Consider the following 12,744-nt stretch of genomic DNA (forward strand, 5'->3'; position numbering starts at 1 on the left):
CATGCTCATGGTCGGCGCAGGCGCTCCGGGTCGGGGGCTGCCACCGGGTCCCAGCCGCGACGGGTCGCGCGGCTGCCGCTGCGGTGCTCGTCGCGCGAGCGGTAGACGATGTACGGGCGGAACAGGTACTGCACCGGCGCCGAGAACACGTGCACCAGACGCGTGAACGGCCACAGGATGAACAGGAGCGTGGCGGTCAGAGCGTGCAGCTGGAACATCAGTGGCGCCTGCTCCATCAGGTGCGGCTGCGGCTGGAAGAGAAGGATGCTGCGCACCCAGGGGCTGATTGTCGCGCGGTACTCATAGCCGGGGCCGAACAGCTGGTGGATGAAGGTGGCCAGTGTGCCGAACACGAGTGTGGCACCGAGGAACACGTACATCACCTTGTCCATCGTGGTGGTGGCCAGGAACACCGGCCCGACCGTGCGGCGGCGGTAGATCAGAATCGCCAGGCCCACCAGTGTCAGCACGGCCGCGGCTGTGCCCAGCACCGTCGCCCCGACGTGGTACATGTGCTCATCAATGCCGATCGCATACAGCCACTCGCGGGGGATGAGCAGCCCTACCGCGTGGCCGGCCACCACGAAAAGGATGCCGAAGTGGAACATCGGCGATCCCCAGCGCAGCAGGCGGTTCTCGTACGACTGGCTGGAACGCGTCGTCCAGCCGAACTTGTCGTACCGGTAGCGCCAGATGTGACCCACGATGAACACGGCGGCCGCGATGTACGGCAGCGCGACCCACAGCAGCATGGACAGGGGGTTCATGCGTCCTCCCTCATTTGGAACGGCGGCAGGTTCCCGAGAAAACTCAACCCCACCGTCTCGGTGGGCGGGCCCTCGTTGATCAGATCGAGATAGCGTTCTCGCGTGGCGTCGTCGATGGGTGGCAGCGAGAGCGTCACCGCGCGCACGATATCGGCCCAGGGGCTGTTCATGCCCTCCAGGGCCGCGCGCAGCACTTCAACTCCCTCGCGGTGGCTCGAAAGCACCGCCGACGCTATCTCGGAATCGCTCATGGCAGAGAACTCGAGCACGGCCGGCAGATAGTCGGGCAGCTCCGGTGCCTCGAACTCCCATCCGGCGGCGCGGTACGCCTCAAGAATCGTCACCATCGCCGTACCGCGCTTGCGTGTGTCGCCGTTGGCGTAATACGTCAGATACAGGCTGCACTTGCGCTTGAGGTCGAAGGTGTTCACATACAGGCGTTCGAAGTCGGTGGATGCTGCAGCCGTGTCGATGAACTGCACCAGCGGCGCGCGCACCGGGTCGGGGAGCGGTTCGATCAGGGCCCGCACGGTGGGGAGTTTGCCGAACCATTCGGCATCGGGGTAGTCCAGCAGCACCGAGGCGGCCATGTGCACGCGCTGCCGCTGTTCGCGGGTCAACTCCAGTGAGTCCAGGGCGGGCGGCAGCTTGCGTCGTGGGGTGACGCGGGTTCGGGAACGGGTCAGCAGTGCCATCAGGACTCTTCCTTCGGCGGGAACAAGCCGTCGGGCGAGCCGTTGCCATCCCAATTCAGCAGGTTGACCCGGCCCGGGGCAGCCGGACTGTCGGAGGTCTGCCGATCTGCCAGCGCGTGGAAGTTCTCCACCGCGACCGGCACCGGGTGGCCGCTGGAGAGCCCGAAGTGGTTCGGGCCGCCCATGCCGGGGCCGCCGTCGTAGTCCAGCGAGCACGCCAGCTCCTCCAGCTCGCGCGCCTGCTCAGCGTGGGCGGCAGGAATGACGTAGCGGTCGTTGTACTTGGCGATCGCCAGCAGCCGGTACATCTCCTCCATCTCGGTGCCGGTCATCCCGACCGCCGTGGCGATCGACTCGTCACGCTCGTCGTCGAGGTTGATGCCGCGCATGTACGACCGCATAGCGGCGAGCTTGCGCAGCGACTCGTCGACCGGCGCGGTGTCGCCCGCGGTGAAAAGCTCGGCAAGATACGAGATCGGAATGCGCAGCTTGTCGATGGCGGCGAACAGAGTGCGGGCATCCTCGCCGTCGTTGCCCGAACCGGTCACGACGTCGACGACCGGCGACAGCGGCGGCACGTACCAGACCATCGGCATGGTCCGGTACTCGGGGTGCAGCGGAAGGGCGACCTTGTACTTCTTGATCAGCGCGTAGATCGGGCTGTTCTGGGCGGCCTCGATCCAGTCCTCGGGAATGCCGTCGCGACGGGCCGCCTCGATGATCTCGGGGTCGTTCGGGTCAAGGATCACGCTGCGCTGGGCGTCGAGCAGATCGTGCTCGTTCTCGACGCTGGCCGCCTCGGCCACCCGGTCGACGTCATACAGTACGAGGCCCAGGTAGCGCAGGCGCCCGACGCAGGTCTCCGAGCAGACGGTGGGCAGGCCCACCTCGATGCGCGGGTAGCACAGCGTGCACTTCTCGGCCTTGCCGGTCTTGTGGTTGAAATACACCTTCTTGTACGGGCAGCCCGACACACACATGCGCCAGCCGCGGCACTTGTCCTGATCGACCAGCACGATGCCGTCCTCGGCCCGCTTGTACATGGCGCCCGAGGGGCACGAGGCGACGCACGACGGGTTCAGGCAGTGCTCGCAGATGCGCGGCAGGTAGAACATGAACGCCTGCTCGAACTCGGCCGAGACCCGCTCGCTCATCTTGCGCAGGATCGGGTCGTCCTGCATGGTCTCGGCGGAGCCGCCCAGGTCGTCATCCCAGTTGGCCGACCACGAGATCTTCATGTCCTTGCCGGTCAGCAGCGACTTCGGGCGTGCGACCGGGGTGTGCTCGCTCTGCGGAGCATTCAGCAGCATGTCGTAGTCGTACGTCCAGGGCTCGTAGTAGTCCTCGATCTCGGGCAGGTTCGGGTTCGAGAAGATGCGCGCGAGCTTGGCGAGACGCCCACCACTGCGCAGCTTGAGCCGGCCGCGCTTTGTGCGCACCCAGCCGCCGCCCCACTTCTCCTGATCCTCGTAGGTGCGGGGATAGCCGACGCCGGGGCGGGTCTCGACGTTGTTGAACCACACGTACTCCACGCCGGTTCGGTTCGTCCACGCCTGCTTGCAGGTGACCGAACAGGTGTGGCATCCGATGCACTTGTCGATGTTCATCACCATCGACATCTGGGCCATGACCTTCATCGGTACTGCACCTCCTGGCTGCGACGACGGATCGTGGTGACCTCGTCGCGTTGGTTGCCCGTGGGGCCGAGATAGTTGAACGCCCACGCCAACTGCGCGTAGCCGCCGATCAGGTGGCTGGGCTTGAGCAGGATGCGGGTCAGCGAGTTGTGGATGCCGCCGCGCTGTTTGCTGGTCTCTGTGATCGGCACATCCACCGTGCGGTCCTTCGCGTGGTACATGTACACCGTGCCCTCCGGCATCCGGTGCGAGACGATGGCGCGCGCCACGACGACGCCGTTGCGGTTGTAGGCCTCGATCCACTCGTTGTCGCGCACCCCGATCTTTGCGGCGTCTTCCAGACTCATCCAGATCGTGGGGCCGCCACGGCTCAGCGAGAGCATGAACAGATTGTCCTGATACTCCGAGTGGATCGACCACTTCGAGTGCGGGGTGAGGTAACGCACCGAGACCTCGGCGGCACCGGATGCGGCATCCACCCCCGTCGCCCCCGGTGTCGCATCGCCGAACAGGCGCGCCATGTCCAGCGGAGGACGGTAGATCGGCATGTTCTCGCCGAGTTCTTCCATCCAGTCGTGATCGAGGAAGAAGTGCTGCCGCCCGGTGAGAGTGTGCCACGGCTTGAGCTGCTCGACGTTCACGGCGAAAGCGGTGTAGCGGCGGCCGCCGTGCTCCGATCCCGACCACTCCGGCGAGGTGATCACGCTGCGCGGCTGCACCTGCACGTCGGTGAACGTGATGTGGGTGCCCTCGTGCTCTTCGGCCAGGAACGCCATCTTCTGGCCGGTCTTCTGCTCGAGCTGCTTGAAGCCCTGCACCGCCAGGCGTCCGTTTGTGGTGCCCGAGAAGGCCAGCACCATCTCGCAGGCGCGGCGGTCGGTGTCCAACCGCACGCGGCCGGCCATCGGCCCCGCCTCGACCACACCGTTCAAGCGCCCCAGCATGTCGATCTCGGGCTCGGGGTGATACGTGATGCCCTTGGTGACCATGCCGAGCTTCTCGGCCAACGGACCCAGGGTCTTCCACTTCTCGGCCAGCGCGGGGTAGTCGCGCTCGACGACAATGAGCTTGGCCATCGTCACGCCGGGCTTGAGCGGCAGATCCTGCACGGCGCCGTGTGGCGTGGCCATGACATCGGGCGTGTCGTGCTGCAGCGGTGCGGCCACCACGTCGCGGCGCACGCCCAGGTGCGTCTGGGCCAGCTCACTGAACTTCTCGGCGAGCACCTTGAACGTGTCGAAGTCGCTGCGGGTCTGCCACGGCGAGTCGATCGCCGGACTGAACGAGTGCACGAAGGGGTGCATATCGGTCGACGAGAGGTCGTACTTTTCGTACCACGTCGCGGTGGGCAACACGATGTCGCTGAACAGCGTCGTGCTGGTCATGCGGAAATCGCTTGTCATCAGCAGGTCGAGCTTGCCCAGCGGGGCATCCTCACGCCAGCGCACATCGCGCGGGCGCGAGCCCTCGGGCGTCTCGCCGACCCGCACGGCCGACTCGGCGCCCAGCAGGTGCTTGAGGAAGTACTCGTTGCCCTTGCCCGAGGACCCCAGCACGTTCGCTCGCCACATGTCGATGACGCGGGGGAAGTTCTCCGGCGCATCGGGGTCTTCGCAGGCGTAGTGCAGCGAGCCGTCGTTCAGGCTGTCGACGATGTACTGCGCGGGCTCTTTGCCGGCTGCCTCGGCCTCGTCGCACAGGTCGAGCGGATTGCGCGAGAACGTCGGATAGCTCGGCATCCAGCCCCGCTTGACCGACTCGACCAGGCAGTCGGCGGTGGTGCGGTCGTCGAAGACGCCGCGTGCCAAGGGGGAAGCGAGCTGATTCGCCGGCAGGCCGTCATAGCGCCACTGGTCGGTGGCCAGGTACCAGAACGCGGTGCCGATCGCCTGCCGGGGCGGGCGGTTCCAGTCGGCAGCGCCGGCGTACTGGTTGTAGCCGGTGAGCGGTCGCACCTTCTCCTGGCCGACGTAGTGCGCCCATCCGCCGCCGTTGACGCCCTGGCATCCGGTCATCATCGTCAGAGCGAGGAACGTGCGATAAATGGTGTCGGAGTGGAACCAGTGGTTCGTGCCGGCACCCATCAGGATCATCGAACGACCGCCGCTGCGTTCGGCGTTGTCGGCGAACTCGCGGCCGATGCGGGTGGCCTGCTCGGCGGGCACCGACGTGATCTCTTCCTGCCAGGCGGGCGTGCCCGGGGTCGAGGCGTCGTCATAGCCGGTCGGCCATTCGCCGGGAAGACCGTCGCGGCCCACCCCGTAGCGGGCCAGCATCAGGTCGAACACCGTCGTGACGGTCTTGCCGTTCACCGTACGCACCGGCACACCGCGGCCGACCACGCCGGCACCCCCGGCGTGCTCCTGGCCCGCGTCGGGTGCCACGTCGAAGCGGGGCAGGGCGACTTCGGCCGAGGCGCCGTCCCAACCGGCCAGGTCGGCGATCGACAGCTGCGGCACCACATCGCCCAGGTCGAGGTTCCACTTGCCCTCGTCTTCGGGCGAGAAGCGGTGCCCGAGCGAGCCGTTCGGCACGACCGGGGTACCGTCGGCGTCGAGCACCGCAGGCTTGAACTCCGCGTGCGCGGCGGAGGCGGCATCCTCACCCAAATCACTCGCGGTGACGAACTTGCCCGGCACCAGCCGATCGCCGTTGTGCTCGAGGGTCACCAGGTAGGGGGCGTCGGTGTACCGGCGCATGTAGTCCTCGAAGCGCGGTGTGCGCTTGTGCACGAAGTGCTCGGTGAGAATGACATGTCCCATCGCGATACCCAGGGCCGCGTCGGTGCCCGGGTGCGGTGAGGCCCACTCATCGGCGAACTTGGTGTTGTCGGTGTAGTCGGGTGAGACCACCACGACCTTCTGCCCGCGGTAGCGCGCCTCGGTCATGAAGTGGGCGTCGGGTGTGCGGGTGACCGGCACGTTCGAGCCCCACATGATCAGGTATGACGAGTTCCACCAGTCGGCGGATTCGGGAACATCGGTCTGGTCGCCGAACACCTGGGGGCTGGCCACCGGAAGATCGGCGTACCAGTCGTAGAACGACAGCATCGTGCCGCCCAGCAGGTTCAAGAAGCGCGAGCCCGAGCCGTGCGAGATCATCGACATCGCCGGGATCGGTGAGAACCCGGCCACGCGATCGGGCCCGTACTTCTTGACGGTGTGCACGTGCGCCGCCGCCGCCATCTCGATGGACTCCGCCCAGGTCGCGCGCACCAGACCGCCCTTGCCGCGGGCGCTCTTGTACGCTTTCGCCTTCTGCGGATCTTCGACGATCGACTCCCAGGCCTCGACGGGGTCGGGATGCTGCTGCTTGGCTGCGCGCCACAGATCGAGCAGCGTGCTGCGGATGTACGGGTAGCGCACGCGGGTGGGGGAGTAGGTGTACCAGCTGAACGCCGCACCGCGCGGGCACCCGCGGGGCTCGTACTCGGGCGAGTCGGGACCCACCGACGGATAGTCGGTCTGCTGCGTCTCCCACGTGATGATGCCGTCTTTGACATACACCTTCCACGAGCACGACCCCGTGCAGTTCACACCGTGCGTGGAACGGACCACCTTGTCGTGAGACCAGCGGTCGCGGTAGAACACGTCGCCGTCGCGGCCGCCGTCCAGAAACAGGGTGCGCAGGTCTTGCGATGTCTCGCCGGGTCGGATGAAGCGGCTCAGCGAAAGCAGCGTATCGGCGAGCGGTCCGTCGGTCGCGGGGTGCGCAGTGCGGATGTCGGGGGTCATGCCAGTTCCTCCAGCCTCACGGATACCCCCCAGTATGGAGCGGCACTGATCGGCTTGCTAGGGGCCTCGCCGTTTTTATTCCCGGACATATCCCACAACGAATAATCACGGTGCGGGGTGTAGATACGGCGCGGCATCGTCGCTACTCTGACGCGAAACGAGAGGAATCGTGATGGCTGAGGCATCGTCCACTCCCGCGTCGTCCACATCGACGAGCTCATCCCCCGATCTACGCGGGGGGATGGGCCAGGTCCTCCTGGCAACCCTTGCATCCACCGTCGGCTTCTGGGCGTGGATGGTGATCGGTCCGCTCCAGAACCTCTACACCGAGCAGATGGGCCTGGGCCAGGGGCAGGCGGCACTGCTGCTGGCCATGCCGGTGCTCGTCGGAGCTCTCGGCCGCATCGTGGTCGGTGCGCTCACCGACCGGCTGGGCGGCCGCAAAGTTTTTGCGCTGGTTCTGCTCGCCGGCGTGCCCGCCGTGCTGCTGGTGGCGCTGGCCGGCTCGATCGGCAACTACCCGCTGCTCTTGTTCGCGGCGTTCCTGCTCGGCATTCCGGGCACGATCTTCGCCGCCGGCATCCCCTTCTCCAGTGCATGGTTCACGCCTGCCCGCCGGGGTTTCGCCAACGGCGTGTTCGGCATGGGCATGATCGGCACCGCGGTCGCGGCGTTCTTCACCCCGCGGCTGCTGCGCTGGATCGGCTACTGGCCCACGCACCTGCTGGTGGTGGCACTCATGATCGTGATGGCGCTGCTGGTCTGGGTGATGATGCGCGATTCGCCGGCATGGACGCCCAGCCGTCAGCCGCTCGTGCCGAAGGTGCTGGGTGCGCTGAAGCTGCCGGTGACCTGGCAGATGGCGTTCCTATACGCGATAGTGTTCGGCGGGTTCGTCGCGTTCTCGACGTATCTGCCCAAGTACCTCATGACGATCTATCCGAACGAGGTCGATCCGGTGGGTGCCGGCACTCGCACCGCGATGTTCGCCGTCGCCGCGGTGATAGCCCGGCCCATCGGCGGTGTGCTCGCCGACCGGTTCGGTCCCAAGATCATCACGCTGTTCTCGCTGGCCGGAATCGTTGCCGCCGCGTACATCGTGGGCCAGGAGCCGCCCGAGGGGGTGCTCACGGGCGTCGTGTTCCTGCTCATGGCTGCCGCGATGGGGCTGGGCATGGGCGCCGTCTTCGCCTGGGTGGGCCCCTCGACGCCCCCCGACAAGGTGGGGGCCGTGACCGGTGTCGTGGCTGCCGCCGGGGGTCTGGGCGGCTACTTCCCGCCGCTGGTGATGGGTGCGACCTATCACGCCGACACCAACTCGTACTGGCTCGGCCTGTGGCTGCTGGTGCTGGTCGGAGCGCTCGCTCTGGTGGTGGCGGGGATGCTGCGCGACGCGCGCGCAGCCAAAGCCGGCAAATGACCGGCGGTGAACCGACCCTCGGGCCTGTGCGCATGGCTACGGTGGGGGTATGACCGTCGAGAGACTGCCCAGTGTGCACGACCAGCGCGGTCGCGGCCTGCGCGATCTGCGGATCTCGGTGACCGACCGGTGCAACTTCCGATGCGTGTACTGCATGCCCAAGGAGATCTTCGGCCGCGACTTCGCGTTCCTGCCCAAGGAGATGCTGCTCACTTTCGAGGAGATCGTCAGGGTCGCACGGGCTGGGATGGCGCATGGCGTGCACAAGCTGCGCCTGACCGGTGGCGAGCCGCTGTTGCGGCGCGACATCGAGGAATTGGTCAGGATGCTGGCGGCACTGCGCACGCCCGAAGGCGACAAGCCCGACATCGCGGTCACCACCAACGGATCTGCGCTCGCGCACAAGGCCGGAGCCCTGCGCGAAGCGGGTCTGGACCGGGTCACCGTCTCGCTCGACTCGCTCGACGACGCCACCTTCCGCGCGATGAACGATGTCGACTTTCCCCTCGATCGGGTGCTCGCGGGTATCGAGGCGGCCCGGGACGCCGGGTTCGAGACGATCAAGATCAACACGGTGGTCAAGCGCGGGCTCAACGATGACGACGTGGTGGCCATCGCCGAGCGGTTCAAGGGAACCGGCGTCACCGTGCGCTTCATCGAGTTCATGGATGTCGGGACCACGAACGGCTGGAATCTCGAGCAGGTGGTGCCCTCGGCCGAGGTGATCGAGCGGATCGGTGCCGTGCATCCGCTCGAGCCGGTGCCGCCGGCATACTCGGGTGAAACCGCCACCCGGTGGCGTTACCGCGACGGTGACGGTGAGATCGGCGCGATCTCGAGCGTGACGGCGCCCTTCTGCGGCGCCTGCACCCGTGCGCGCCTTTCGGCCGACGGCAAGCTGTTCACCTGCTTGTTCGCCGCGCGCGGGCACGACCTGCGAAAGCTGCTGCGCGGCGGCAGCACCGATGCCGAGCTCGAAGCCGCTCTCGCCGAGATCTGGTCGGGCCGCAGCGACAACTACTCCGAGGTGCGTTCGGCCGAGACCGCGCATCCGCGCGAGCGCATCGAGATGTCGTACATCGGGGGCTGAGCCTCGGGCGGGTTCTGCGCCGCGTCGCGCGGGGCGGTCGCTGGCGCTGCCCGTCTGGGCGCGGCGTCCTGGCTTGCGCTGTCCGGTTCTGCGTTCGCTGCTCGTTTCTGCTCGCGCTACCCGGTTGGGTTCGGCGTCCTTGCTCGCGCTGTCCTGTTCTGCGTTCGCGTATGTGATTTGCATGCGCGGATGCGGGTTGGGGTGGCGCGAGGTGTTGGGGATGTCGTCGCGCTGTTCGTTTCTGCGTTCGTTGCTCGTTTCTGCTCGCGCTACCAGTCTGGGCGCGGCATCCTCGGTCGCGCTACCCGGTTGGGCGCGGCATCCTTGCTCGCGCTGTCCTGTTTTGCGTTCGCGGATGTGATTTGCATGCGCGGATGCGGGTTGGGGTGGCGCGAGGTGTTGGGGATGTCGTCGCGCTGTTCGTTTCTGCGTTCGCTGCTCGTTTCTGCTCGCGCTACCCGATCGGGTGCGGCGTCCTCGCTCGCGCTGTCCTGTTCTGCGTTCGCGTATGTGATTTGCATGCGCGGATGCGGGTTGGGGTAGCGCGAGGTGTTGAGGATGTTGTCGCGCTGTTCGTTTCTGCTCGCGCTGCTCGTTTCTGCTCGCGCGACCTGTTAGGGCGCGGCATCCTTGCTCGCGCTGTCCTGTTCTGCGTTCGCGTATGTGATTCGCATGCGCGGATGCGGGTTGGGGTGGCGCGAGGTGTTGGGGATGTCGTCGCGCTGCTCGTTTCTGCTCGCGCTGCTCGTTTCTGCTCGCGCTGCTCGTTTCTGCTCGCGCTGCTCGTTCCTGTTCGCGTTACTCGTTTGGGTTCGGCGTCCTCGGTCGCGCTGTCCTGTTCTGCGTTCGCGTATGTGATTTGCATGCGCGGATGCGGATTGGGGTAGCGCGAGGTGTCCGGGATGTCGTCGCGCTGTTCGTTTCTGCGTTCGTTGCTCGTTTCTGCGTTCGTTGCTCGTTTCTACGTTCGCTGCTCGTTTCTGCTCCCGCTGCTCGTTTCTGCTCGTGCTACCCGTCTGGGCGCGGCATCCTCGGTCGCGCTACCCGGTTGGGCGCGGCGTCCTCGCTCGCGCTGTCCTGTTCTGCGTTCGCGGATGTGATTTGCATGCGCGGATGCGGATTCGGGTAGCGCTAGGCTCGTGCCGGTGAGCAGCATCCGCCCTTTCCGCACCGGTGATGAGCCGGCACTCGCTGAGGTCTGCGTGCGCACGGCCGCGTTCGGGGGCGATGCGACGGGTGTGCTGTCCGACGATGAGATCTGGCCGGCGATCTTCGCGTTGCCGTATGTGCGCCGGCATCCCGACGCCGCGTTCGTGGCCGAGACCGATGACGGGCGTGTGGCCGGGTACATCGTTTGCGCCCCGGATTCCGACGAGTTCGAGAACTGGTTCGCGGCCGAGTGGTGGCCGCCGCACGCCGAGCGCTGGCCTGACGCGGACGGCCGTTCGGCGACCGAACGCGACATCCTGAGCTATGCGAACGGACGAGGTCGGACTCCGAACCCGTGGCAGGCCGCCGGATATCCCGCACACCTACACATCGACCTGCTGCCCGAGCTGCAGGGGCAGGGCTTGGGACGCCTGCTCATCGAGACGCTGATCGCGCGGCTTCGCGAGCTTCATGTGCCCGGCGTGCACCTTGTGGCGCCTGCCGCGAACGCGGGCGCCGTCGCCTTCTACCCGCGGGTGGGGTTCACACCTCTGTTCGCCACGAGTGACGACGATCGCGCGTTCGGGAGGTTTCTCTGAGCGGTTTCCACCACGTCGAGCTGTGGGTCACCGATGACGAGACGACGTGGGCGGAATGGTCGTGGTTGCTGGAGCGGGTCGGGTTTCGTCTGGCCGAGACCTGGCCCGGCGGTCGGTCATGGGATGCCGGCCACGGATACCTCGTCTTGACGACCTCGCCGAACCTGCAGCCCGTCCCGCACGATCGAAGGCGACCCGGTATGAACCATCTCGCGTTTCAGGCCGGTTCGCGCGCGCACGTCGACGCGATCATGGCCGCCGCCTGCGCGCATGGCTGGACTGCGCTCTATCAGGAGCGGTACCCGCACGCCGGTGGCCCTGACCACTACGCCGGATGGCTCGAGAACTCTGCCGGGTTCAAAGTCGAGGTCGTGGCATCCTGACCTCACCGCGGCGTGGCAACCTAACCCCACCGAGGTCGTGGCATCCTGACCTCACCCCGGCGTGGCATCCTGACCTCACCCCGGCGTGGCAACCTAACCCCACCGAGGTCGTGGCATCCCGACCCCATCCCGGCGTGGCATCCTGACCCCATCCCGGCGCGGCATCCTGACCCGATCCCGGCGTGGCATCCTGACCCTGCCCCGGTGACCCGGCGTCAGGCCTCGGCATACCTCATGACGATGCGCCCTTCGATCTGACCGTGCTCCATGCGCTCGAAGATGTCGTTGATGTCATCGAGGCTCTCCACCGACGACACCGTGGGGTGGATGGCGCCGCGGGCGTAGAAGTCGAGTGCTTCGACCATGTCTTGCCGCGTGCCCACGATCGAACCGCGAATGGTGATGCGGTTCAGAACGGTGGAGAAGATGTCGGCGGGAAAGGTCCCGGGCGGCAGACCGACGAACACCACGGTGCCGCGCCGCCGGCACATCCCGGTTGCCTGACCGAATGCCTCGGCATGCACGGCCGTGACCAGCACGCCGTGGGCCCCGCCGGTCTGCTCCTGGATGGCGGCGACCGGGTCGGTCGTGGCGGCGTTCACGGTCACCTCGGCGCCGTGCGTGCGAGCCAGGGCGAGCTTCTCGTCGTCGATGTCGACGGCTGCCACGCGCATGCCCATGGCCACCGCGTACTGCACCGCGACGTGGCCGAGACCGCCGATGCCCGAGATCACGACCCATTCGCCGGGCGCGACTTCGGTCTCTTTCAGGCCCTTGTAGACAGTGATGCCCGCACACAGAATCGGCGCGACCTCGACAGGGTCCGACCCCTCGGGGATGCGGGCGGCGAAACGCTCGTCGACGAGCATGTACTCCCCGAAGCTACCATCGACGCCGTACCCGCCGTTCTTCTGCTGCAGACAGAGCGTCTCCCAACCGGTGCGGCAGTATTCGCAGGTTCCACACGCGCTCCACAGCCACGCGTTGCCCACCTTGTCGCCGATCGCAAGAGTGGTCACGTCCTCGCCGAGGGCGACGACCTCGCCGTAGCCTTCGTGCCCGGGGATCAGCTCGGGTTTGGGCGGCACCGGCCAGTCGCCGCGCGCGGCGTGCAGATCGGTGTGGCACACGCCGCTCGTGATGACGCGCACGAGTGCCTCACCGGGGCCGGGTGTGGGAATGGGCACCTCGCGGATCTCGAGGGGCTTGTCGGGGGCGATCACGACGGCCGCGCGCATCGTCGCCGGAAGCGACACCGGGGCCTGGCTCG

9 protein-coding genes are annotated in these 12,744 nt (G+C 67.0%); 4 read left to right on the top strand and 5 right to left on the bottom strand.

Annotation, left to right across the window (positions count from 1 at the left end; genetic code table 11):
- Positions 1–5: 5 nt before the first annotated feature.
- The 4 genes from narI to ET475_RS11525 are packed head-to-tail and all read right to left on the bottom strand — an operon-like array spanning position 6 to position 6,833.
- Positions 6–767 carry a respiratory nitrate reductase subunit gamma gene (narI, locus tag ET475_RS11510; RefSeq protein WP_129390196.1) on the bottom strand — a complete coding sequence of 254 codons (762 nt, stop codon included), beginning with the start codon at positions 765–767 and terminating at the stop codon, positions 6–8.
- Entirely contained in the window at positions 764–1,462 is a 699-nt protein-coding gene (gene narJ, locus ET475_RS11515; RefSeq protein WP_129390198.1) for a nitrate reductase molybdenum cofactor assembly chaperone, read from the bottom strand. The genes narI and narJ overlap by 4 nt, the downstream gene beginning before the upstream one ends.
- A complete protein-coding gene (narH, locus tag ET475_RS11520; RefSeq protein WP_129390200.1) occupies positions 1,462–3,099 on the bottom strand; it encodes a nitrate reductase subunit beta in 1,638 nt (545 codons plus the stop codon). Before narH ends, narJ begins: the two co-directional genes overlap by 1 nt.
- Complete coding sequence (locus ET475_RS11525) at positions 3,096–6,833, bottom strand: nitrate reductase subunit alpha (protein WP_129390210.1); 3,738 nt, start codon at positions 6,831–6,833, stop codon at positions 3,096–3,098. Before ET475_RS11525 ends, narH begins: the two co-directional genes overlap by 4 nt.
- 172 nt (positions 6,834–7,005) lie before the next feature.
- On the opposite strand from ET475_RS11525, the gene ET475_RS11530 reads away from it, so the two are divergent.
- From ET475_RS11530 to ET475_RS11545, 4 genes are all read left to right on the top strand, one after another.
- Positions 7,006–8,253: an MFS transporter gene (locus tag ET475_RS11530; protein ID WP_207205341.1), complete on the top strand. Its 1,248-nt coding sequence runs from the start codon at positions 7,006–7,008 to the stop codon at positions 8,251–8,253.
- Between the two features lie 49 nt (positions 8,254–8,302).
- The gene (gene moaA, locus ET475_RS11535; RefSeq protein ID WP_129390213.1) at positions 8,303–9,343 is read left to right on the top strand and encodes a GTP 3',8-cyclase MoaA; all 1,041 of its coding nucleotides are present in this window, start codon (positions 8,303–8,305) and stop codon (positions 9,341–9,343) included.
- 1,145 nt (positions 9,344–10,488) lie between these two features.
- Positions 10,489–11,091 (top strand): GNAT family N-acetyltransferase, encoded by a 603-nt coding sequence (locus tag ET475_RS11540; protein ID WP_129390216.1) that lies wholly within the window; start codon positions 10,489–10,491, stop codon positions 11,089–11,091.
- Positions 11,088–11,474 carry a VOC family protein gene (locus ET475_RS11545; protein WP_129390219.1) on the top strand — a complete coding sequence of 129 codons (387 nt, stop codon included), beginning with the start codon at positions 11,088–11,090 and terminating at the stop codon, positions 11,472–11,474. Before ET475_RS11540 ends, ET475_RS11545 begins: the two co-directional genes overlap by 4 nt.
- Positions 11,475–11,689: 215 nt before the next feature.
- On the opposite strand, the gene adhP is transcribed toward ET475_RS11545, so the two are convergent.
- Entirely contained in the window at positions 11,690–12,712 is a 1,023-nt protein-coding gene (gene adhP, locus ET475_RS11550) for an alcohol dehydrogenase AdhP (protein WP_129393892.1), read from the bottom strand.
- Between the last annotated feature and the right edge of the window lie 32 nt (positions 12,713–12,744).

Source organism: Microbacterium protaetiae (assembly GCF_004135285.1).
Taxonomy (GTDB): Bacteria; Actinomycetota; Actinomycetes; order Actinomycetales; family Microbacteriaceae; genus Microbacterium; species Microbacterium protaetiae.